The organism is Mesorhizobium sp. WSM4898, assembly GCF_029625845.1.
In the GTDB taxonomy this organism is placed as follows: domain Bacteria; phylum Pseudomonadota; class Alphaproteobacteria; order Rhizobiales; family Rhizobiaceae; genus Mesorhizobium.
In genome coordinates, this window is the sequence record NZ_JARTVQ010000003.1 from 816,731 (window position 1) to 838,610 (window position 21,880).

Consider the following 21,880-nt stretch of genomic DNA (forward strand, 5'->3'; position numbering starts at 1 on the left):
GGACAGCGGGGGACGTGAAGGATCGCGACCTATCAGAGCATTCAATCTCATGACGCAATCCCCGGCAGCGCCACCGCACCCGCCGCCTTAACCGCGGCGCCGCTGCGGACCAGGGCGATCGCCTTTTCCATGTCGGGGTGGAAATGCCGGTCGTTGTCGAGATGCGGCACCTCGGCTCGGACCAGCTTGCGCACCGTTTCCAGCGCTTCGCTCGAAGCGAGCGGGGCATGGAAATCGCAGCCCTGCGCGGCTGCCAACAGCTCGATGCCGATGACGGCCGTTGCATTCTCGATCATGCCGAGCAGCCGGCGCGCGCCGTGGGCAGCCATCGAGACATGGTCTTCCTGGTTGGCCGAGGTCGGGATGGAATCGACGCTCGCCGGATAGGCCTTCTGCTTGTTTTCCGAAACGAGCGCCGCCGCCGTCACCTGGGGGATCATGAAACCGGAATTGAGGCCAGGCTTCGGCGTCAGGAAAGCCGGCATGCCGGAGAGCGCCGGATCGACCAGCATGGCGATGCGGCGCTCAGACAGCGAGCCGATCTCGCAGACGGCAAGCGCGATCATGTCGGCGGCAAAGGCCACCGGCTCGGCGTGAAAGTTGCCGCCCGAGAGCGCGGTGTCGTCCTCGGCGAAGATCAGCGGGTTGTCGGTGACGCCGTTGGCTTCGGTCTCGAGCGTGTCGGCCGCCTTGCGCAGGACGTCGAGCGCGGCGCCCATCACCTGCGGCTGGCAGCGCAGGCAGTATGGATCCTGCACGCGCTCGTCGCCAACGCGGTGCGATTCACGAATGGCGCTGCCGGCCATCAGGTCGCGCAACGCGTCCGCGGTCTCGATCTGGCCGCGATGCTTGCGCAACAGATGAATACGCGGATCGAAAGGCGCGTCGGAGCCGCGGGCAGCATCGGTCGACAGCGCGCCGGCGACCAGCGCCGACTGGTAGAGCGTCTCGGCTTCGAACAGGGCGGCGAGCGCGAAGGCGGTCGAGAACTGGGTGCCGTTGAGCAGCGCCAGGCCTTCCTTGGCCCCGAGCGTGACCGGTTCCAGCCCATGCGAGACGAAGGCAACCTTGGCCGGGAAGCGGCCATGCGGGGTAAAACATTCACCGACGCCGATCATGACCGCCGTCATATGCGCGAGCGGCGCAAGGTCGCCCGAGGCGCCGACAGAACCTTGCGCCGGCACCACCGGGATGACGTCGTTGGCGAGCATCCCCTGGAGCAGGTCGATGGTCTCGGCGCGCACGCCGGAAGCGCCCTGGGCGAGGCTCGCCAGCTTCAACGCCATCATCAGCCGCACCACGGGGGCCGGCATCGGTTCGCCGACGCCCGCGGCGTGGGAAAGCACGATGTTGCGTTGCAGCGTTTCAAGATCGTTTGCCGGAATGCGAACGCTGGCGAGCTTACCGAAGCCGGTGTTGATGCCGTAGACCGGCTCGCCTTTGGCGACGATGCGGGCGACGGCTTCGGCGCTGGCCTTGATCTTCGGCCGGCAGGCATCGTCGAGCTTCGGCACGGCGCCGCGATAGATGGCGCGCCAGTCGGCAAGCGTTGCGCTGCCGGGCTTCAGGATCAGTTCGGTCATTGTCCTCTCCAGATGCGGGCATGGAGCGGATTGAAGCCCATGCGGTAGACAAGTTCGGCCGGACGCTCGATATCCCAGACGGCAAGGTCGGCCGATTTGCCGGCTTCCAGCGTGCCGGTCCGGTCGAGAAGCCCCAGCGCACGCGCGGCCTCGCGGGTGACGCCGGCGAGGCATTCGTCGATGGTCAGGCCAAAGAGCGTCGCGGCCATGTTCATGGTGAGCAGCAGCGAGGTAAGCGGCGAGGTGCCGGGATTGGAGTCGGTGGCGACCGCCATCTTCACGCCGTGGCGGCGGAAGAGATCGACCGGCGGCCTCTTGGTCTCGCGGATGAAGTAGTAGGCGCCGGGCAGGATGGTCGCGACGGTGCCGGACCCGGCCATCGCCGCGGCGCCCTCCTCATCGGTGTATTCCAGGTGATCAGCCGACAGCGCGCCGTAGCGCGCGGCAAGCGCGGCGCCATGCAGGTTGGACAACTGGTCGGCGTGAAGCTTCACCGGCAGGCCAAGCGCTTTCGCCTTATCGAAGACGCGCGCGATCTGTTCCGGTGAGAAGGCAATGCCCTCGCAAAAACCGTCGACGGCGTCCGCGAGCTTTTCGGCGGCAACCGCCGGGAGGATCGTGCCGGCGACGAGATCGATGAAAGCGTCCTTGTCGCCCCTGGCTTCGGGCGGCAGCGCATGGGCGGCGAGACAGGTCGTGAGGATCGTGATTGGACGCTCACTGGCCAGACGGCGGGCAGCGCGCAGCGACTTTTTTTCATTGTCGGCATCGAGGCCGTAGCCCGACTTGACCTCGACGGTCGTCACGCCTTCGGCCATCAGCGCGTCGAGGCGGGGCAGCGTCTGGGAGACGAGCTCGTCTTCGCTCGCGGCGCGCAGCGACTTGACCGAGGAAACGATGCCACCCCCTGCCCTCGCCACCTCCTCATAGGTGGCTCCGGCCAGGCGCATCTCGAATTCGTTGGCGCGGTTGCCGGCGTAGACAAGGTGGGTGTGGCAATCGATCAGGCCGGGGGTGATCCAGCGGCCCTGGCAATCAACCGTTTCGGCGCCCTGCCCGGCGGCTGCCGGCAGGTCGGCCTCCGGTCCGGCATAGACGATCAGCCCGTCGCGCGCGGCGATCGCACCTTTCTCGACGATGCCGAGACCGGGAGCACCCTCGGCCATGGTCGCCAGGCGCGCATTGCGCCACAGACGAAGGCTGCTCTTTCCGTTTGCTCCACCCATCATCTTTTCCATTTGAAAGGATGACGATTATGTATATACATATTGGAACGCGACGCAAGTGTTAATGTCGCTCGGGCTTTCGGATTGGGAGTTTGGACGTGACGGTGATCTTTGCGGAACAGGCGCTGCTGCCCGGCGGTTGGCGGGGCAATGTGAGGATCGCATTCGAGGGCGGCCGTATCTCTGCAGTCGAAGCGGGCTCTTCGGCGCACGCCGGCGACGAACGCCACGCCATCGTCCTGCCCGGCATGCCCAACCTGCACAGCCACGCCTTCCAGCGCGGCATGGCGGGGCTTGCCGAACTGCGCGGTCCCTCGGCCGACAGTTTCTGGAGCTGGCGCGAGGTGATGTACCGCTTCGCGCTGTCGATGACGCCGGACCAGGTCGAAGCGGTCGCGGCGCAGCTTTATGTGGAGATGCTGGAAGCCGGTTTTTCGCGCGTCGGCGAGTTTCACTATCTGCATCACGACCGCGACGGGCAGCCTTATGCCAACATCGCCGAGATGGCGGAGCGCATTGCTTCTGCCGCCGCCGACACCGGCATCGAGCTGACCCTGCTGCCAGTCTTCTATGCCCATTCGGCCTTCGGCGGCGCTGCTCCCAACGAAGGCCAGCGGCGATTCATCAATGATGTCGAATGCTTCAGACGTTTGCTTGAGAAAACTCGCGAGGGCGTTCGCTCGCTTGAGCAAGCCGTCGTCGGCGTCGCGCCGCACAGCCTGCGCGCCGCAACGCCGGACGAAGTCAACGCCGTTGCCGCAATGGCGCCGAACGGGCCGATCCACATCCATGTCGCCGAGCAGGTGAAGGAGGTCGAGGACTGCATCGCCTGGTCGGGCAAGCGCCCGGTCGAATTCCTGCTGGCAAACGCCAAGGTCGACAGTCGCTGGTGCCTGATCCACGCCACGCATATGACCGAAGCCGAGACGATCGCCATGGCCAAGGCCGGAGCCGTCGCTGGCCTCTGCCCGATCACCGAGGCCAATCTCGGCGACGGCACTTTCGCCGCCCCCCTGTTCATCGAACATGGCGGCCGCTTCGGCGTCGGCTCCGACTCCAATGTGCTGATCGGCCCGCCGGACGAGCTTCGGCAGCTCGAATATTCGCAGCGCCTTGCCCACCGCGCCCGCAATGTGCTGGCGCGCGCCGGCGGCTCTACCGGTCGCGCGCTGTTCGAGGCCGCGCTCGATGGCGGCAGTATCGCGCTCGGCGCCGGCCCCTCAACCCTCGCCGTCGCCAGGCCCGCCGATTTCGTCTCGCTCGACGCTAGCCATCCCTCGCTTGCCGGCAAGGCGGGCGATGCCATCCTCGACGCCTGGATCTTTGCCAATGGCAGCAAGGTCGATTGTGTCTGGGTGCATGGCAAGAAGCAAGTGAGCGGCGGCAGGCATGTCAAACGCGAGGCGGTCGCCGGGCGCTTCCGCAAAGTGATGATGGCGCTGTCCGAAGGCTGATCCCGATGAGCATGGCCGAAACGGCAGAGATGGAAGACGGCGAGACTCTCTCGCTGCACCAGCGGATCCTGTCCGACATCCGGGAAAAAATCCTGTCGGGTGCATGGGCACCCGGCCACCGCATCCCGTTCGAGCACGAGCTGACGGCTCAATATGATTGTTCGCGCATGACGGTGAACAAGGCGCTGTCGCAGCTCGCCAAGGCGGGGTTGATCGAGCGCCGCCGCCGCTCGGGCAGCTTCGTGCGCCAGCCGCAGTCGCAGGCGGCGGTGCTGGAGCTGCACGACATCAGGATCGAGGTCGAGGCGCTTGGCCTGCCCTATCGTTATGAACGGCTCGAGCGCATGAAACGGCGTGGCAATGCCGAGGATCGGTCGCTGCTTGGGCTATCAGCCACGGGTCCAGTGCTTTGGCTGGAGGGGCTGCATTTTGCCGGCGAACGGCCATTCGCGCTCGAGCAGCGCCTGATCAATCTTTCGGCGGTGGGCGAGGCCAGCGAGGAAGAATTTCTCGACATTGCGCCCGGCCCCTGGCTGATCGGACGCGTGCCGTGGAGCGAGGCCGAGCACCGTATCCGCGCCATGGCGGCTGACGAAACTATCGCCGACACGCTCGACATCGATCCCGGCGCGCCCTGCCTGGTGGTCGAGCGCCGCACCTGGAGCGCCGAGCATCCGGTCACGCAAGTGCGCTTCATCTATCCGGCGGAAAGCCACACGCTTGTGGCGCGGTTCACGCCTTCGCAGGGATGAGCGATCTTCCCCTCGTGGGGCCCACGGGGAAGATTGGCGGTTCCTGCGCCTTACAGCGCCGCCGTAACGATGATCTCGACCAGATATTCCGGGGTGGCGAGCTTGGCTTCGCCGGTGGCGCGGGCGGGGGTGTGGCCCTGCGGCACCCACTTGTCCCACTCCGAATTCATCTCGGCGAAGGTGCCCATGTCGGCCAGCCAGATGATCGCCTGCACGATCTTGGTCTTGTCGGTGCCAGCCTTGGCCAGCAATTCGTCGATGGTCTTCAGGATGTCGCGAGTCTGCGAGGCGACGTTGCCGCCGGGCTCACCGACTTGGCCGGCCAGATAGACAGTGTTGCCGTGAATGACGATCTGGCTCATGCGCGGGCCGACATCGATACGACGAATGCTCATGGGAGAGTTTCCTTCTTTTCTAGGGTCGCGCCTGTTTAGAGTTCGTGCCGGCTCCGGGCAAGGCCGACCGGCGCGAAACCGATTGAGCCAATTTATCGGCTCCGGACCGCTTCCGTGTACACGGCGAGTTGACCGATCTGGACACAATTCTGCCGAACCGGCATGTTGACTAATGTAATAACATCACATATCGACGAGTACTCTCGAATTCGTGTCCGATCCGGAACGTCTGATGACAAATGCCTGCCTGACCTTCCGCGACCTGACGCTCGGTTACAACAGCCATCCCGCCATCCATCACCTCAACGGCACGGTCCGAAAAGGCTCGCTGACTGCCGTCGTCGGCGCCAACGGCTCGGGCAAGTCGACGCTGATGAAGGGCATTGTCGGCGTGCTGAAGCCGATGGAGGGCACGGTTGTCCGCGCGCCCGGCGTGCGCACCGCTTATCTGCCGCAGCAGTCGGAGCTCGACCGCAGCTTCCCGGCGCGGGTGGTCGACCTGGTCTCGCTTGGCCTGTGGCCGAAGCGCGGCATGCTCGGACGCTACACCAAAGAGGATCGCGAGTCGGTCAGCAAGGCGCTGATGGCGGTCGGGCTCGGCGGCTTCGAGAAGCGGCCGATCGACACGCTCTCCGGGGGTCAGCTGCAGCGCACGTTGTTTGCCCGCGTGCTGTTGCAGGATGCCGACCTCATCCTGCTCGACGAGCCGTTCAATGCCGTCGACGCCAAGACCGTCGGCGACCTCATCCAGCTGATAAAGCGCTGGCATGGCGAGGAGCGCACGATCATGGTGGTCGTCCACGACCTCGATCTCGTGCGGCGGAATTTTCCCGAGACGCTGCTGCTCGCCCGCCAGCCTGTCGCCTGGGGCGACACAAAACAGACGCTCAGGCCTGAAAACCTGCTCAAGGCGCGGCGTTTTCACGAGGCCTGGGAAGAGAACGCGCCCTGGTGCGAGCCCGATGACCATGGCCATGACCACGAACATCATGACCACGCGCACGCGCATGATCATCATCACGGCCATGGCTCCGGACCGAGGGCGGCGTGATGGAGTTTCTCTACGGCCTGTTCATCCAGCCCTTCGCCGATTTCGCCTTCATGCAACGGGCGCTGTTCGGCTCGCTGATGCTGTCGCTCGGCGCCTGCCCGGTCGGCGTCTTCCTGATGCTCAGGCGCATGAGCCTGTCGGGCGACGCAATGGCGCACGCCATCCTGCCCGGTGCCGCCGCGGGCTTCCTGTTCTATGGCCTCGAGATCCTGCCGATGACCGTCGGCGGGCTGATCGCCGGCATCATCGTCGCGCTCGGCGCAGGGGCGGTTTCGCGCTTCACCATCCAGCGCGAGGACGCCTCGATGGCGGCCTTCTATCTGATCTCGCTCGCCATCGGCGTGCTTATGGTGTCGATCCGCGGCTCGAGCGTCGACCTGATGCATGTGCTGTTCGGCACCGTGCTGGCGCTCAACAACGAGGCGCTGATCCTGATCTGCGGCATCGTGGTTGTGACGCTCGCCTGCCTCGCCATCTTCTGGCGGGCGCTGGTCGCCGAATGCCTCGATCCGCTGTTCCTGCGCTCGGTGAGCCGCATGGGCAGCCCGGTCCATTTCATCTTTCTTGGGCTGGTCGTGCTCAACCTCGTTGGCGGTTTCCAGGCGCTGGGCACGCTGCTCTCGGTCGGGCTGATGATGCTGCCGGCCGCCGCCGCCCGCTTCTGGACGGTTCGCGTCGAGCCGATGTGCGCGCTGGCGGTGCTGATCGGCTTTGCCTCCTGCATAGCCGGACTGCTTTTGTCCTATCACGCCTCACTGCCGTCCGGCCCGGCTATCATCCTTTCGGCCGGCGTCGTTTATTTCTGCTCGATCCTGTTCGGCACGCGCGGCGCGCTGCGCGCCCGTATCGTGCATCACCGCCACCGCACAGCTTAATCCCCAAGCAAGGAGACTCTTCCCAATGTTGAAATCCTTCCGCGCCGCCCTGGCGCTGAGCGTTATAACATTAAGCGCTTTCGCCACATCGTCCGCTTTTGCGGCGCCGCTCAAGGTGGTGGCGAGCTTCACGGTGATCGCTGACTTTGCGAAAAATGTCGGCGGCGACCGCGTCAACATCACCACCATCGTCGGCCCGGACGGCGACGCGCATGTCTACGAGCCGACCCCCGCCGATGCGGTGGCGATGGCCGGCGCCGATGTCGTGCTGGTCAACGGTCTGCATTTCGAAGGCTTTTTGCAGCGCCTGGTCGACACCAGCGCCACCAAGGCGACGATCGTGACGCTGACCAAGGGCGTGACGCCGATCGCCTTCAAGCCGGAATTCGCCGATGCCGACGCGGCCGAAGGCGCCGGCACCGGCGGCGGCAAGACGGTCAACGACCCGCACGCCTTCCAGTCGATTGCCAATGCCAAGATCTACGTGAAGAATATCGCCGATGCATTCTGCGCCGCCGATAGCGCGGGCTGCGACAGCTACAAGGCCAATGCCGCCGCTTACACGCAGAAGCTCGACGCGTTGGAGGGCGAAGTGACCGCGGCGATCCAGGCGATCCCCGAGGCCAAGCGCGTCGTCATCACCTCGCACGACGCCTTCGGCTATTTCGAGCATGCATACGGCCTGACCTTCCTTGCTCCGCAAGGCATCTCGACCGATTCCGAGCCTTCGGCCGCCGACGTGGCCAAGCTGGTCAACCAGGTCAAGCAGGACAAGGCGGCGGCAATCTTCATCGAGAACATCACCAACCCCAGGCTCATCGAGCAGATCGCCAGCGAGACCGGCATCAAGGTCGGCGGCACGCTCTATTCCGATGCGCTGTCGCCGCCCGACGGCCCGGCCTCGACTTATATCGACATGATGCACAACAACATCGAGCAGTTCAAAGGCGCGCTGCTCGGAAGCTAAGCGGCATCATCCAACCGGGCTAAAATCGGCCCGGTTGGATTTTCCGCCCCGCACTCTCTATTTGGCAGAGAGATCCGGTGCTACGGATTGCCGCTAATGCCGCGCGGTGGCATGACTGCGGCCAAGGATTGCGAGGACGACGCTATGGAATACCGCCAGATCAGCGAAGACTATTCGGTCTCGGGGCAGATCCAGCCCGAGGACATCGTTGCCATCAAGGACGCCGGCTTCAAGAGCGTCATCTGCAACCGGCCGGACGACGAGCAGCCCGGCCAGCCCTCTGCCGACAGCGTCAAGGCGGCCGCGGAAGCTGCGGGGCTCGCCTTCCGCTACATCCCGGTGATCAGCGGCCAGCTCACCATGGACAATGTCGAGGATCAGGCCGAGGCGCTCGACGAGCTCGAAGGCCCAGTCTTCGCCTATTGCCGCTCCGGCGCGCGCTGCACCAACCTCTATGGGCTGATCCAGCAGCAGCGGGGGTGAAAGCTTGCGCATTGGCGAGAGCCAATTCCGCAGGTTCGCGTTCCGTCGCCGTCGCATCCAACAAAGATCTCCGCAAACTAAATCGGCAGCGCGCCGGTCTCTTTCAACGTTTCCAGCACGATCGCTGTCTTGACGTGCTGCACCGATTCATGCGGCAGCAGCACGCCGTTGACGAACTCGGAAAGCGATTTGAGATCGGGCGTCACCACCTTCAGGATGTAATCCATCTCGCCGGTCAGCGCGTGCGCTTCCTGCACCTCGGGTAGCCGCGCCACCAGCTCGCCGAAGCGGCGGGCATTGTCGCGGTTGTGGGTGGCCAAGGTCACCGAAATCACATTGACCAGCGAAAAGCCGAGACGGTCGCGGTCGAGCACGGCGCGATAGCCCCTGATATAGCCATCTTCCTCCAGCCGCTGGCGGCGGCGCGAGCATTGCGAGGCCGACAGGTTCACACGCTCCGAAAGGTCGTTGTTGGTGAGCCGCGCATCGCCCTGCAGGAGCGCCAGTATCTTGCGGTCAAATTGATCAAGGCGCGCATCATCCATGATTTTCTCCCCAATCATGCACAATCTACGCACATGATGGGCATTCCAGGCGGTTGAATGCAAGCACCATGCAGCCGTCCAGCGTTATTATGGTGAAAACTGGCCAAGCACGGCCGCACCAGCTTTCGGAGGACTGCCATGGGCCCCTTCCCGCATGACGCCCCGCCTGCCAAGATCAGCAAGGCGAATCCCGCCGGCACCGACGGCTTCGAATTCGTTGAGTTCGCGCATTCAGACCCGGCAAAACTCGCCGAGCTCTTTGCCCGCATGGGCTATGTCGCGGTGGCGAAGCACCGCACCAAGGACATTACCGTCTGGCGCCAGGGCGACATCAACTATGTCGTCAATGCCGAGCCAGGCTCGCATGCGATGAAATTCGTCGAAAAGCACGGCCCCTGCGCCGCCTCGATGGCGTGGCGCGTGGTCGATGCCAAGCATGCCTTCGACCATGCCGTGTCGAAGGGTGCTGTGCCCTATGAGGGCACCGACAAGGCGCTCGACGCGCCGGCGATCGTCGGCATCGGCGGATCGCTCCTCTATTTCATCGAAACCTATGGCGACAAGGGCTCGGCTTACGATGCCGAGTTCGAGTGGCTGGGCGAGCGCAATTCGAAACCCGAAGGCGTCGGCTTCTACTATCTCGACCACCTGACCCACAATGTCTATCGCGGCAACATGGACAAGTGGTGGGATTTCTACCGTGACCTGTTCGGCTTCAAGCAGATCCATTTCTTCGACATCGACGGCAGGATCACCGGACTGGTCAGCCGGGCGATCACCTCGCCCTGCGGCAAGATTCGCATTCCGCTCAACGAGTCCAAGGACGAAACCAGCCAGATCGCCGAGTATTTGAAGAAGTACAATGGCGAGGGCATCCAGCACATCGCCGTCGGTACGGACGCGATCTACGATGCCACCGACAAGCTCGCCGCCAACGGGCTGAAGTTCATGCCCGGCCCGCCCGACACCTATTACGAGATGTCGCATGAGCGCGTGCACGGCCATGACGAGCCGATCGAGCGCATGAAGAAGCACGGCATCCTGATCGACGGCGAAGGCGTCGTCGACGGCGGTATGACCAAGATCTTGCTGCAGATCTTCTCGAAGACGGTGATCGGGCCGATCTTCTTCGAATTTATCCAAAGGAAGGGCGACGAAGGTTTTGGCGAAGGGAATTTCCGCGCGCTGTTCGAATCGATCGAGCAGGACCAGATCAAGCGTGGCGTGATCAAGCTGGATGGCAGGGCGGCGTAGTCAGCCGAAAGACCAAGCCGCCGGCTACTCTAAAGGCCGGCGGCCTTCCTCAGAATTTCGTTGATTCGGCTCTGCCAGCCGGGCCCGCTGGCACGGAAACGAGCAACCACATCGCTGTCGAGGCGCAGCGTTACCTGCTTCTTCGGATTGTCGAGTGCCGGCCGACCACGTGAGCGGCGAATGCTTTCGGCAAGGTCCGGAAACACGTCGGCGAAGGGACGAGCATTCCGAAAATCCTCCTCGGTCCATTCGGGATTGTCCGAAACCGCATCCCAATCTTCCTCGGTGAATCCCTTGCCTGACTTGAATCCGTTGTCCAGCTTTGTAGTGTTCAGCTTAGCTTTCGCCATCGAACAATCTCCTTTCCGTCTGGTTGGCCGCCCGCATTGAAATAACCGAGATGCCTTCGGAGCCAAGCCGGGAAAAGACCACTGCAACAACGCCGCCGCCGACTACCCGACCAATCGCCATGAAACGGCCGGATTTGGCCGCCCGGATCGCCGAGGCAAGGAAAAACTCCTCGTCTAGCGCCGCGAAATCCAAGCCGTGTTTGTCAATGTTGGCCAACCGTTTAGGTTCATCCCAGACGATCTGCATCTGAATTTATGTACCTACATGAATTAAGTCAATAATTTTCGTAACTACAATAATTCCCGAAGCGTTCTCACTTGTTCACAACCCAAGCCGCTCGACCTCGTCCTTCCTGAGCTTAATGTCGTAATCGAGCAAGAACTCATCCAATTGCGGCGGTGCAACCGAGGTGCCCGACAGCATCGCGTGCACTTGGCCGCGATGGTGGATGTCGTGCAGGAAGACATGGGCGAGGATGTCGCCGATCCTTTCGGGGATCATGCCGTCCTCGCGGCGGTCGGTGATGACGCGGCGGTCGAGATCTGCCTCCGACAGGCCGTCGCAGAAGGCGACAAGCCTGCGGTCAAAATCGGTCTGTGTAGCGGCCAGGCTTGACGCATCGTCAAACGGTATGAAGTCGTCATAGGCCGCAGCACCGAGGCCGCCACCGGTCAGAAAATCGAGATAGAGACAATCGACCGCAAGGATGTGGTTGAGCGTCTCCTTGATCGAGGGAAAGAAACTGGTTCGACCGGCCTCGAACTCGCCGGGCTGAAGCTCCAGCACGGCGCGGTAGAGCCGGTCGTTCGACCACAAATTGTTGCGCGCCATCCGGCGCAGGTGCTCGAGCAAGGTCACCCTTTCAGGTTCCTTTCTCCCCCTCGTATTTCTCGACCTTCTGCTCGATGGCGCCGAAGATCGAATGGCCGGCCTTGTCCTTCATCTCGATCCGCACCGTGTCGCCGAAGCGCAGGAACGGTGTCTTCGGCTCGCCGCTCTCGATGGTCTCGATCATGCGCAGTTCGGCGATGCACGAATAGCCGGCGCCGCCTGCCGCGACCGGCTTGCCTGGCCCATCATTCAGCTTATTGGAGACGGTGCCGGAGCCGATGATGGCGCCGGCGGCGAGCGGCCGCGTTTTCGCGGCATGCACGATCAAGGCCGGGAAATCGAAGGTCATGTCGATGCCGGCATTGGCACGGCCGAACGGTTTGCCGTTGAGATCGGCGAGCAGCGGCAGGCTGACCTTGCCGCCGTCCCAGGCATCACCAAGCTCGTCCGGCGTCACCGCGACCGGCGAGAAAGCAGAAGACGGCTTCGACTGGAAGAAGCCGAAGCCCTTTGCCAGTTCCGGCCCCGTGATGGCGCGAAGCGTCACATCATTGACCAGCATGACGAGGCGGATGGCCTCGCGTGCCTCGCCCAGCCCGGCGCCCATCGGCACATCGCCAACGATGACGGCAACTTCCGCCTCCATGTCGATGCCGAAGGCTTCGTCGGCCATGCGGATCGGATCGCGCGGCGCAAGGAAGGAGTCCGAGCCGCCCTGGTAGATCAGCGGATCGGTCCAGAAACTCGCCGGCATCTCGGCGCCGCGTGCCTTCCGCACCAGCTCGACATGGTTCACATAGGCGGAGCCGTCCGCCCATTGATAGGCGCGCGGCAGCGGCGAATGGGCGTCATGCTCGTGAAAGCGGGCCGAGGGCACCGCGTTGGTCTCGAGCGATTCCGCCATCGCCGCCAGATGCGGCGCCAAGCGCTCCCAATTGTCGAGCGCAGCCTGCAGCGTCGGCACCAGGAAAGAAGCGTCGGTGAACCGCGTCAGATCGCGCGAGACCACGACCAGTTTTCCGTCGCGCGTCCCGTTCTTCAAAGTGGCAAGCTTCATGCGGTTTCCTCTCCTCGCGGGCTTCGTGCCGCTCGTCCCACAACAAGGCCGTGGCGAGTGATCGTCAAGCCACCCGCCGATGTTTTCCTGACTCTGACCTCACCAATCAGGGCCAGTCGCCTTCCGGCGTGCCATTGAAGCGCTTCTTCAGGTCGGCCCAGCAGTCGATGTAGTTCTCCTGCAAGGTTTCGAGCTCGGCGGCGTAGCGCGTCAGCATCTGCGGAAAGCGCGTCTCGAACATGAAGGCCATGGTGTTGTCGAGCTTGACCGGTTTCAGGTCGGCGCGGGAGGCCTTCTCAAAGCCGGAGGCGTCGGGTCCGTGCGCCAGCATCTGGTTATGCAGGCTGATGCCGCCGGGGACAAAACCTTCCTCCTTGGCATCGTACTGGCCGTGGATCAGGCCCATGAACTCGCTCATGATGTTGCGGTGGTACCAGGGCGGCCGAAAAGTGTTTTCCGCCACCAGCCAGCGCGGCGGGAAGATGACGAAGTCGACATTGGCGGTGCCCTCCTCGCCGCTCGGCGCCGTCAGCACGGTGAAGATCGACGGGTCAGGGTGATCGAACAGGATGGCGCCGACCGGCGAAAACGTCGCCAGATCATATTTATAGGGCGCGTAGTTGCCGTGCCAGGCGACGACGTCGAGCGGCGAATGGCCAAGCTCGGTGACGTGGAAAGTGCCGCACCATTTGACGATCAGCCGACATGGCGTCTCCTTCTCCTGGAACCAGGCGCAGGGAGTCTTGAAGTCGCGCGGATTGGCTAGGCAATTGGCGCCGATCGGGCCGCGGTCGGGCATGGTGAATTTTGCCCCGTAGTTCTCGCAGACATAGCCGCGCGCCTCCTTGTCGGCGAGCTCGACCTTGAAGACGAGGCCGCGCGGCAGCACCGCGATCTCGCCGGGGCGAAGCTCGATGACGCCCATCTCGGTGACAAAGCGCAGCGTGCCGACCTGCGGCACGATCATGAGTTCGCCGTCGGCATTGAAGAAATGGTCGTCGACCATCGAGCGGTTGGCGACATAGACATGCGCCGCCATGCCGGACTGGCCGACGGCGTCGCCGGCGGTGGTCATGGTGCGCATGCCGGAGATGAAGTCGGTCGGCTCGGTCGGGATCGGAACAGGGTTCCATCGGTATTGGCCGAGCGCCAGCTCGTGGTCGCCGACGTTGGGCGCCGTCTTCCACATGGGATAGCTCGCGCCCTTGAAGCGGCCGGTGTGTTTCACGCTGGGACGGATGCGGTAAAGCCAGGAGCGCTCGTTGGTGCCGCGCGGCGCGGTGAAGGGCGAGCCCGAAAGCTGCTCGGCATAGAGCCCGTAGGCCGGCCGCTGCGGCGAGTTGCGGCCCTGCGGCAGCGATCCCGGCAGCGTCTCGGTCTCAAAATCATTGCCGAAGCCCGGCATATAGGAAAAGGCCATCCGATCCTCCCTGATCCCGGGCTGCCGCCCTCAGCGTTGAGGAAGGCTTTCCGGTGATGTTGACCAAACTGGTTTCATTTGTAACCATCGAAAATGTAACTATCAACGCCGAACCCCGCACCGATGGTGCGCCAAATGAAACCAGAAATTCTCGAGCTAGAAAACTTCCTGCCCTACCGGCTCTACCGGCTGGCCGACACCGTGAGCCGCGAATTCTCGCGCATCTACAAGGAGCGCCACGGTCTGACGCGGCCGGAATGGCGCACGCTCTCAGGCCTCGGGCAGCGCGGGATGATGACGGCGACGGAACTCGGCGAGCAGTCGGCCATGCACAAGACCAAGGTGTCGCGCGCGGTCGCCGAGCTCGAACGCCGGCGCTGGCTGACAAGAGCGCCGGACGAGAACGACCGCCGCGTCGAGCATCTGACGCTGACCAAGGCGGGGCTCGCCGCTTACCGGGAAATGGTGCCGCTGGCGAAGGCGTTTGAAAGGGAGCTGCTGGCGAGGCTGAGCGAGGAAGAGAGAGCGGCGATTGTCAGGGGGGTGGCAGCACTGGAAGAGGCTTTATCTTCTTCGTAGCGATCCTTCACACCCCCTCTGTCCGGCAGGCCAAAGAGGGAGCTGTCCCGCAGCATTGCCAGGATGCTGCTTCAACCAAACCCTACCAGTCCATCACCACTTTGCCGGAACTGCCGCTGCGCATCGCATCGAACCCAACCTGGAAATCGTCGATGCCGATGCGATGCGTGATCAGACCCGAGACATCCAGCGGCCCCTGCACCAGGGCGATCATCTTGTACCAGGTCTCGAACATCTCGCGGCCGTAGATGCCTTTGAGATGCAGCATCTTGAAGATGACCTTGTTCCAGTCGATCTCGAAGCCGGTGGGAGCGATGCCGAGGATGGCGATCTTGCCGCCATTGTTCATGGTGTCAATCATGTCGCGGAAGGCTGGCGCGGCGCCCGACATCTCCAGCCCGACGTCGAAACCTTCGGTCATGCCGAGTGCCGGCATCACGTCGCGCAGCTTCTCCTTCGAGGCGTCGACCACATGCTGGACGCCGAGCTTGCGCGCCAGTTCCAGCCGGACCGGGTTGATGTCGGTGATGACGACTTTCCGCGCGCCGACGCATTGCGCGACCAGCGCGCCCATGATGCCGATCGGGCCGGCGCCGGTGACCAGCACATCCTCGCCGACCAGGTCGAAGGACAGTGCGGTGTGGACGGCGTTGCCTAATGGATCGAAGATCGCTGCGATCTCGTCCGGCACGTCGTCGGGGATCGGCACGACATTGTGCTGCGGGATCGCTACATACTCGCCAAAGGCGCCGGGCCGGTTGACACCGACGCCGAGCGTATTGCGGCAGAGATGCCCTCGCCCCGCGCGGCAGTTGCGGCAGTGGCCGCAGACGATGTGGCCCTCGCCCGAGACGCGCTGTCCGACCTTGTATTCGGTGACGGCCGCGCCGAAATCCGCGACGGTGCCGACGAATTCATGGCCGGTCACCATCGGCACCGGCACGGTCTTCTGCGCCCACTGGTCCCAATTGTAGATGTGGACGTCGGTGCCGCAGATCGCGGTCTTCCTGACCTTGATCAGCACGTCGTTGGGGCCGATTTCCGGCACCGGCACTTCTTCCATCCAGATGCCCGGCTCGGCCTTGGCCTTCACCAGCGCCTTCATCATGTTGGACATCGAACACTCCCCAGAAAATCTTCCCCGTCCTGACGGATCATCAACCTGCCGCTTCCAGGATGTTCTTCAGCCGCAGCAGATCGCGGTCGGTCGAACGCCGGACAGCCACGGCTATGAGCGGGGTCATGAGACGGGAAAAGCCGGCCGGCGAGCCGCGATTCCGAAGCGTCATATGCGTGCGGCCCTCGCCGGAATCCCGCCATGTGTAACTCGTCTCCATCGGAAAAGGCCCTTCGGCGGTTCGCATTACAAGCCGTTCGCCCTGCACGAATTCGACAATTTCGTAGGTGTAGACAAGCCGTCGCCCAAGGAACTGGGCTACGAAGGCAATTCTCGAGCCCACCCTGGGCGGCCGCGGCGTCTTCCATTCCACCGACTTGATGTTGACGTACCAGCGCGGAACATTGTCCGGAGCGGAAGAAAAGGCGGCGACGTCCGCGCGCGGCCTGGCGATCTCGATACTGCTCGTCACATCGATCGCCATGGCCCACTTCCATTGCCGGCGGTAGCGTCAAGCGATTACACCCAGTTCCTTCCCGACCTCGCCGAACGCCTCGACGGCGCGATCGATATCGGCGCCGGAGTGCGCCGCCGACATCTGGGTGCGAATGCGCGCCTGGCCTTTCGGCACCACCGGGAACGAAAAACCGATGACGTAGATGCCGCGCTTCAGCATGCGGGCCGCCATCTCCTGCGCAAGAGCGGCGTCGCCCAGCATCACCGGGATTATCGGATGATCGGCGCCGGCAAGCGTAAAGCCGAGCTTGCCCATTTGAGACCGAAAGCGTTCCGCATTGGTATATAGGCGGCGGCGCAGCGCATCGCCATTGCGGATCAGCTCGAAGACTTTCAGCGAGGCGCCGGCGATCGCCGGCATCAGCGTGTTTGAGAAAAGATAGGGCCGCGAGCGCTGGCGCAGCCAGTCGACCACCTGTTTCTTCCCCGCAGTATAGCCGCCGGACGCGCCGCCCAGCGCCTTGCCGAGCGTGCCTGTGATGATGTCCACCCTGCCCTCGACGCCGCAGTGCTCGGCCGAGCCGCGGCCGTTCTTGCCGACGAAGCCAACGGCATGGCTGTCGTCGACCATGACCATGGCGTCGTATTTCTCGGCGAGGTCGCAGACTCCTTGCAGGTTGGCGATGATGCCGTCCATCGAGAACACGCCGTCGGTGGCGATCAGCCGGAAGCGGCGGTCCTTCGCCTCCTTCAGCCGCGCCTCGAGGTCGGCCATGTCGTTGTTGGCGTAGCGGAAGCGCTTGGCCTTGGAGAGCCGCACCCCGTCGATGATCGAGGCGTGGTTCAGCGCGTCCGAGATGACGGCGTCCTCCTCGCCGAGCAGCGTCTCGAACAGGCCGCCATTGGCGTCGAAGCAGGAGCCGTAGAGAATGGTGTCGTCCATGCCAAGGAAGGATGAGATGGTGGCTTCGAGCTCTTTGTGTTCTTCCTGGGTGCCGCAGATGAAGCGCACCGACGCCATGCCGTAGCCGTAGCGGTCGAGCGCCTGCTTCGCCGCATCGCGCAGCTCGGGGCTGTCGGCGAGGCCGAGATAGTTGTTGGCGCAGAAATTCAGCACCTTCTGGCCGGCAACCTCGATCAGGGCCGACTGCGTGGAGGAAATCACCCGCTCGGACTTGTAGAGCCCGGCCGATTTCAGGCCTTCAAGCTCGCTGTAGATGTGGGAGAGAAACGCTGCGCTCATCGTATGGCCCTATTTTGTTTGATGCGGACTGTCGCGCTGCGGACAAGAAAAATCCATCGCAAAAACGACCGCTTCGGTGGCGTTGTGCAAGCCGCGCCGCAGCTCCTTCAGCGCAGCCGGACAAGGATGTGTTCAAATGCGACGATCTGCGAAAGGACATAATAACCATCCTGTCAGCTTTGTCGCGCCGCCGGCTCCGGCACCGTGCCGGTTTGCCGAGCTGTTAACCCTTTCACGTCAAGGGTTCTGGCGCCGCATATTCATGGCAGGAATCCGTCGATCGGGAGGGGTCACTCAGTTATGTCGCAGCAGCCGGTGCACAGCGTTTCGCGCAAGCTGATTCTGCTGATCAAGAGCGGCTACTGGCTGGCCTTGCTGATCATCGCCGCCATGGTGATGGCTTCCTTCATCCTGCTGCAGCAGTTGATGGCGCAGCAGCAGCACAACGACGCGCTGCTCAACATCGTCTCCACGCAGAAGGCGCTGTCGCAGCGCATCGTCTTCCTGGCCAGCGCGACCGGTGCCGCCCCGCGCGACAAGCAGCCGGCGCTGGTCACCGCGCTCAAGCAGGCAACGGGCGAGTTCGAGACCAATTACGACCGGCTGCTCAAGGAGACCGGCGCCGATCCGCTATCGCCGTCGCGCAACGATCCGCAATCGATCGAATATGTGCTGTTTAGCAAGCCGTTCCATCTCGACTATTTCTCGGTCGGCCTTATCGCCAACGGCGATCGACTGGTTTCATCATTTGCATCCCAGCTTGGCATGCAAAGCGACGGCTATAAGGGCGGCGGCGAGCGCGTCGGCCTCGACGCCTCAGTCGCCAATGCGACTTTGTCCGGCTATGCCGCGCTCGGCCAGCGCATCAGCGCCTTCGCCACCGAGCGGTCGGATGAGATGCTCAGCCTGCACCGCACGCTGTTCTTTGCCACCATCGGCGTCATCGTGCTGGTCGCGCTATTCATTTTTCGGCCGATGTCCAAGGCCATCCTGCGCAAGACGCATGAACTGGTCGACGCCCGCAATTCGATGGCCTTCATCGCCGTGCATGACGGCCTGACCGGCCTGCACAACCGCACCTTCCTCACCGATCATTTCGACACGCTGATCAAGGGCGCGCATCGCCGCCGCGAGCGGCTGGCGGTGATCCAACTCGACCTCGACCGCTTCAAGCAGATCAACGACACGCTGGGGCACGCGGCGGGCGACTATGTGCTTGTCGTCACCGCGCAACGCATGCGCGATTCCTGCCGCGCATCGGATCTTTGCGCCCGTCTCGGCGGCGACGAGTTCGTGATGATCCTCAACGGCGCCGGCAGCACCGAGGACATCCATGCACTGGCCAAGCGCATCATCGCCAACATCAACGAGCCGATCACCTTCCAGGGCACGACCATAATGCCTGGCGCCAGCGCAGGCATCGCCGTCTATCCAGTCGACGCCGACAACGCGCAGGACCTGCTCGTCCATGCCGATCTCGCCCTCTATTCAGCCAAGAAGCTCGGCGGCGGCAGCTTCTCCTTCTTCTCCGAAGAGCTGCGGCGCGAGCTCGACTACCGCAAGCAGCTCGAGCAGGACATCCGCACGGCGATCGCGGAAAAGACCTTCGAGGTCTATTTCCAGCCGCAAGTGTCGCTCACCAGCGGCAAGATCAGCGGTATCGAAGCACTGGTGCGCTGGAAGCACGCCACGCGCGGCATGATCTCGCCCGGCGAATTCATCCCGGTGGCGGAGAAGTGCGGCTTCATGCCGGATATCGGCCGCATCGTCATCAGCAAGGCGATCAACGAAGCCGCCGAATGGGATCGCGCCGGCATCGATTTCGGACGCATCGCCGTCAATGTCTCGGGCACCGAGCTGCGCGAGCCGGATTTCGACAATTTCCTGTTCGGAACGCTGGAGCGAGCCGGGCTTGCGCCGCAGAAGCTGTCGCTGGAAATCGTTGAATCCGTCATCCTCGACGACGAGAAGACCGGCATCGCCGCCAAGCTCAGGCATATCCGCGCGGCGGGCGTCCATCTCGAGCTCGACGATTTCGGCACGGGCTATGCTTCACTCAGCCATGTCAACCCGAACGAGATCGATCGGCTGAAGATTGACCGCCGCTTCGTCCAGAACATCAACGAGAACGGCGACAACACCAAGATCGTGCGCGCCATCACCGAGCTTGCCCGCGGGCTCGGCATCTCGATCGTCGCCGAGGGCGCGGAAACGGAGGCCGAGCTCGACTCGCTGATGGCGATCGGCTGCGACCAGGTGCAGGGCTATTCGATCGCCTTCCCGATGCCGCAGGACAAGGCGCGCGAATGGCTTACCGCGCGCAGCCCGAAGAAGGCGAAGCTCAAGGTGCTGCAGGGCAGCCGGGCCTAACCTCCCACATTCGCCCGAAGCGCCGCCAGCACCTCGGCGAATTCCGCAAGCCGGTCGTCCGGCAGCCCAGCTCTCAGCCTTTTGTCGAAGGCGACGGCCTCGAGGCGCAACTTCTCGAACAGCGCTTCGCCGGTTTCGGTCAGCGCCACCTGATGCACCCTGCGGTTCTGCGGATCGCGGCGGCGCGTCAGCAGCCCTTGCGCCTCCATGGCGTTGAGGTGATGCGTCAGCGTCGCGCCCTGGATGCCGATCATGCCGGCAAGCTCGCGCTGGTTGGCCAGTTCCTTCGACTTGACCGAGAGCAAGGTCACCCAGACCGGCAGCGTTCCGCCGACCTCCACCAAGGCAGCGTCAAAGGCCTGCGCCACCAGTTTGGCGGTGCGCGCGAGATTCATGCCGATGGGCGGGCGATCAAATGGCGTCATGGCTGGACCCTAAAACAAGCAACGGGTTGGCGAAACTTCGCATGAAGCGTTGACATCTAACTGTTAGATATCTAACTTTGTCTTATTAACGTTGTCGGACCCAGCCGATAGGCAAACCCGACAGGCAAAGCGTCACACCGGTGGCGGGGCGAACGAGAGGAATGCAGTCATGCAATATGTCTACATCGTCGTCATCGGCCTGCATGTTATGGCCGGCGTCTTCTGGGCCGGCACGACCATTGCGGTTGCCCGTGATCCGGAGATCAAGGCGGAGCGCTTTATCCGGCCGCAACTCGGCGCCTCCGGCATGGTCTTCTTGACCGGTCTGCTGCTCTGGTATTTCTTCCACGAAGGCGCTTTCGGCCCGATGGAAATAGTGCTGGCGCTGGGCATTGCGACGGCGCTGATCGCCGCCGGCGTGCAGGGCGCCCTGGTCGCCTCTTCCAGCAGGCGATTGGCCGGTGCCGATGCGGCGACGCAAACGCAGTTGCGCGCGAAAATGACCAAAAGCGAACGCCTCGCCGGCGGGCTGCTGGTCATCACCGTATTGTGCATGGCCACGGCCAGGATGTTCTGACCCCTCAACGGCTCGCGCGGTACCGGTGCAGGCCGGCGGCCGCGCGCGGCGCACCGGACCAACGCGGCAGGTGGCTCTCCTTGCAGGTCCGGTGCGTTTCCGTGGTGCGGCCGTCACCGGGCATCAGATCACCTCAACGGAACCGCCGCGTAGTTTTTCCCGTCGCAGCTTTATATAGGTCCGCATATTCGGCGCGATGCGAAAACCTTCCAGCCTGACGTCCTGAAGCGCTGCCGCCCAGCCAAGCGCTTCATAACGGCCGCCATATGTTTCGATCGTCGCGGCGAGATCCTCGCGGCCCAGTTGCCTGGCCAGGATGGCGCAGGCCGCGACCCGCGTTTCGATCGAGCGGCCATATTTGGGTGCGAATGCCAAGCCGCCGTCGGCGAGGTCGTCGACCTCGTGCGCAAGCTGCAGGAACAGGATGTCCTCATCGCCGGCCGGCACGCCCTCCTGCAGAAGGCGCTCGGGGTCGCCGGTGTCGAATTTCATGGCGCCGACGCGGGCGACGAGGCCTTCAGCCCTCGGCCCGATCCGCGCCTCCAGCCATTTCCGGTGCGCCTCGCTGCGCCTGCTGGACCTGCCGTCCGGATACTGGCCGCTGTCATAGGCAGCGTGGAACATCGCCGCGAGGACGAAGTCGAGATCCCGTTCGAAATGCGCCACCGACGAGGCGGCGCCTATCGCATGGCAGATGAAGGGCCGTCCCGACTTTCGATAGCGGCCGTTGAACATCGCGCACGCCACGCGATAGGCCTTCTGCACGCGTAGAAGATCGCCCAACGAGTGCCCGGACTCGTGCAATTGGATATAGAGCGCCGTATTGGTCTGGCGCGGAACGAACAGATCTTTTCCGGTCAAGCAAGCCC

The 21,880-nt window shown here is 63.6% G+C and carries 24 protein-coding genes; 10 read left to right on the top strand and 14 right to left on the bottom strand.

Features of this window, described 5'->3' with window-relative positions; genetic code table 11:
• Window positions 1–47: 47 nt before the first annotated feature.
• Together hutH and hutI are read right to left on the bottom strand one after the other, a co-directional pair.
• Window positions 48–1,583 (bottom strand): histidine ammonia-lyase, encoded by a 1,536-nt coding sequence (hutH, locus tag P9228_RS18830; protein ID WP_278054830.1) that lies wholly within the window; start codon window positions 1,581–1,583, stop codon window positions 48–50.
• A complete protein-coding gene (gene hutI, locus P9228_RS18835) occupies window positions 1,580–2,809 on the bottom strand; it encodes an imidazolonepropionase (protein ID WP_278054832.1) in 1,230 nt (409 codons plus the stop codon). The genes hutH and hutI overlap by 4 nt, the downstream gene beginning before the upstream one ends.
• Before the next feature lie 98 nt (window positions 2,810–2,907).
• Between hutI and P9228_RS18840 the strand changes: the two genes are divergently transcribed.
• Together P9228_RS18840 and hutC are read left to right on the top strand one after the other, a co-directional pair.
• Window positions 2,908–4,263: a formimidoylglutamate deiminase gene (locus P9228_RS18840; RefSeq protein WP_278054834.1), complete on the top strand. Its 1,356-nt coding sequence runs from the start codon at window positions 2,908–2,910 to the stop codon at window positions 4,261–4,263.
• 5 nt (window positions 4,264–4,268) lie between these two features.
• Window positions 4,269–5,015 carry a histidine utilization repressor gene (gene hutC, locus P9228_RS18845; RefSeq protein ID WP_067000527.1) on the top strand — a complete coding sequence of 249 codons (747 nt, stop codon included), beginning with the start codon at window positions 4,269–4,271 and terminating at the stop codon, window positions 5,013–5,015.
• Window positions 5,016–5,065: 50 nt separating this feature from the next.
• Here hutC and P9228_RS18850 read toward each other — a convergent pair whose 3' ends face one another.
• Window positions 5,066–5,410: a RidA family protein gene (locus P9228_RS18850; protein WP_067000525.1), complete on the bottom strand. Its 345-nt coding sequence runs from the start codon at window positions 5,408–5,410 to the stop codon at window positions 5,066–5,068.
• 232 nt (window positions 5,411–5,642) lie between these two features.
• Between P9228_RS18850 and aztA the strand changes: the two genes are divergently transcribed.
• The 4 genes from aztA (at window position 5,643) to P9228_RS18870 (ending at window position 8,786) form a co-directional block, all read left to right on the top strand.
• Window positions 5,643–6,461, top strand: a complete 819-nt coding sequence (aztA, locus tag P9228_RS18855; RefSeq protein WP_067330176.1) for a zinc ABC transporter ATP-binding protein AztA — start codon at window positions 5,643–5,645, stop codon at window positions 6,459–6,461.
• A complete protein-coding gene (aztB, locus tag P9228_RS18860) occupies window positions 6,461–7,336 on the top strand; it encodes a zinc ABC transporter permease AztB (RefSeq protein WP_067000522.1) in 876 nt (291 codons plus the stop codon). Before aztA ends, aztB begins: the two co-directional genes overlap by 1 nt.
• A 25-nt stretch (window positions 7,337–7,361) precedes the next feature.
• Window positions 7,362–8,303, top strand: coding sequence for a zinc ABC transporter substrate-binding protein AztC (aztC, locus tag P9228_RS18865; RefSeq protein WP_127215372.1), 942 nt, complete (start codon window positions 7,362–7,364; stop codon window positions 8,301–8,303).
• Window positions 8,304–8,447: 144 nt separating this feature from the next.
• A complete protein-coding gene (locus P9228_RS18870; RefSeq protein WP_067000965.1) occupies window positions 8,448–8,786 on the top strand; it encodes a TIGR01244 family sulfur transferase in 339 nt (112 codons plus the stop codon).
• A gap of 77 nt (window positions 8,787–8,863) precedes the next feature.
• Here the strand turns inward: P9228_RS18870 and P9228_RS18875 are convergent, their stop codons facing one another.
• Window positions 8,864–9,331, bottom strand: coding sequence for an Lrp/AsnC family transcriptional regulator (locus P9228_RS18875; protein ID WP_059187534.1), 468 nt, complete (start codon window positions 9,329–9,331; stop codon window positions 8,864–8,866).
• 138 nt (window positions 9,332–9,469) lie between these two features.
• On the opposite strand from P9228_RS18875, the gene hppD reads away from it, so the two are divergent.
• Window positions 9,470–10,585, top strand: coding sequence for a 4-hydroxyphenylpyruvate dioxygenase (gene hppD / locus P9228_RS18880; protein ID WP_278054840.1), 1,116 nt, complete (start codon window positions 9,470–9,472; stop codon window positions 10,583–10,585).
• A 29-nt stretch (window positions 10,586–10,614) separates the two neighbouring features.
• Here the strand turns inward: hppD and P9228_RS18885 are convergent, their stop codons facing one another.
• The 5 genes from P9228_RS18885 to hmgA form a co-directional block, all read right to left on the bottom strand.
• Window positions 10,615–10,935, bottom strand: a complete 321-nt coding sequence (locus tag P9228_RS18885; RefSeq protein ID WP_095801227.1) for a BrnA antitoxin family protein — start codon at window positions 10,933–10,935, stop codon at window positions 10,615–10,617.
• Window positions 10,922–11,182, bottom strand: coding sequence for a BrnT family toxin (locus P9228_RS18890; protein WP_095783194.1), 261 nt, complete (start codon window positions 11,180–11,182; stop codon window positions 10,922–10,924). The genes P9228_RS18885 and P9228_RS18890 overlap by 14 nt, the downstream gene beginning before the upstream one ends.
• 75 nt (window positions 11,183–11,257) lie before the next feature.
• Window positions 11,258–11,794, bottom strand: coding sequence for a DinB family protein (locus P9228_RS18895; RefSeq protein ID WP_127246895.1), 537 nt, complete (start codon window positions 11,792–11,794; stop codon window positions 11,258–11,260).
• A 4-nt stretch (window positions 11,795–11,798) separates the two neighbouring features.
• On the bottom strand, window positions 11,799–12,824 hold the full coding sequence (locus P9228_RS18900) for a fumarylacetoacetate hydrolase family protein (protein WP_095824778.1): 1,026 nt from the start codon (window positions 12,822–12,824) through the stop codon (window positions 11,799–11,801).
• A 106-nt stretch (window positions 12,825–12,930) separates the two neighbouring features.
• Window positions 12,931–14,244 (bottom strand): homogentisate 1,2-dioxygenase, encoded by a 1,314-nt coding sequence (hmgA, locus tag P9228_RS18905; RefSeq protein WP_278054846.1) that lies wholly within the window; start codon window positions 14,242–14,244, stop codon window positions 12,931–12,933.
• A gap of 135 nt (window positions 14,245–14,379) precedes the next feature.
• Here hmgA and P9228_RS18910 point away from each other — a divergent pair, with 135 nt between their 5' ends.
• Entirely contained in the window at window positions 14,380–14,823 is a 444-nt protein-coding gene (locus P9228_RS18910; protein WP_164746692.1) for a MarR family transcriptional regulator, read from the top strand.
• Window positions 14,824–14,905: 82 nt separating this feature from the next.
• Here P9228_RS18910 and tdh read toward each other — a convergent pair whose 3' ends face one another.
• The 3 genes from tdh to P9228_RS18925 are packed head-to-tail and all read right to left on the bottom strand — an operon-like array spanning window position 14,906 to window position 17,639.
• Window positions 14,906–15,940, bottom strand: coding sequence for an L-threonine 3-dehydrogenase (gene tdh / locus P9228_RS18915; RefSeq protein WP_067000502.1), 1,035 nt, complete (start codon window positions 15,938–15,940; stop codon window positions 14,906–14,908).
• Between the two features lie 40 nt (window positions 15,941–15,980).
• Window positions 15,981–16,424 carry an SRPBCC family protein gene (locus P9228_RS18920; protein WP_127215367.1) on the bottom strand — a complete coding sequence of 148 codons (444 nt, stop codon included), beginning with the start codon at window positions 16,422–16,424 and terminating at the stop codon, window positions 15,981–15,983.
• Between the two features lie 27 nt (window positions 16,425–16,451).
• Complete coding sequence (locus tag P9228_RS18925) at window positions 16,452–17,639, bottom strand: glycine C-acetyltransferase (protein ID WP_127215366.1); 1,188 nt, start codon at window positions 17,637–17,639, stop codon at window positions 16,452–16,454.
• Window positions 17,640–17,939: 300 nt separating this feature from the next.
• On the opposite strand from P9228_RS18925, the gene P9228_RS18930 reads away from it, so the two are divergent.
• Window positions 17,940–20,009, top strand: coding sequence for an EAL domain-containing protein (locus P9228_RS18930; protein ID WP_095801219.1), 2,070 nt, complete (start codon window positions 17,940–17,942; stop codon window positions 20,007–20,009).
• On the opposite strand, the gene P9228_RS18935 is transcribed toward P9228_RS18930, so the two are convergent.
• Window positions 20,006–20,434 (bottom strand): MarR family winged helix-turn-helix transcriptional regulator, encoded by a 429-nt coding sequence (locus P9228_RS18935; RefSeq protein ID WP_095783187.1) that lies wholly within the window; start codon window positions 20,432–20,434, stop codon window positions 20,006–20,008. The two genes, P9228_RS18930 and P9228_RS18935, sit on opposite strands and share 4 nt — an antisense overlap.
• A gap of 169 nt (window positions 20,435–20,603) precedes the next feature.
• Here P9228_RS18935 and P9228_RS18940 point away from each other — a divergent pair, with 169 nt between their 5' ends.
• A complete protein-coding gene (locus P9228_RS18940; protein ID WP_127215364.1) occupies window positions 20,604–21,011 on the top strand; it encodes a hypothetical protein in 408 nt (135 codons plus the stop codon).
• Between the two features lie 123 nt (window positions 21,012–21,134).
• Here P9228_RS18940 and P9228_RS18945 read toward each other — a convergent pair whose 3' ends face one another.
• Window positions 21,135–21,872 carry an HD domain-containing protein gene (locus tag P9228_RS18945; RefSeq protein WP_127215363.1) on the bottom strand — a complete coding sequence of 246 codons (738 nt, stop codon included), beginning with the start codon at window positions 21,870–21,872 and terminating at the stop codon, window positions 21,135–21,137.
• Window positions 21,873–21,880: the final 8 nt, after the last annotated feature.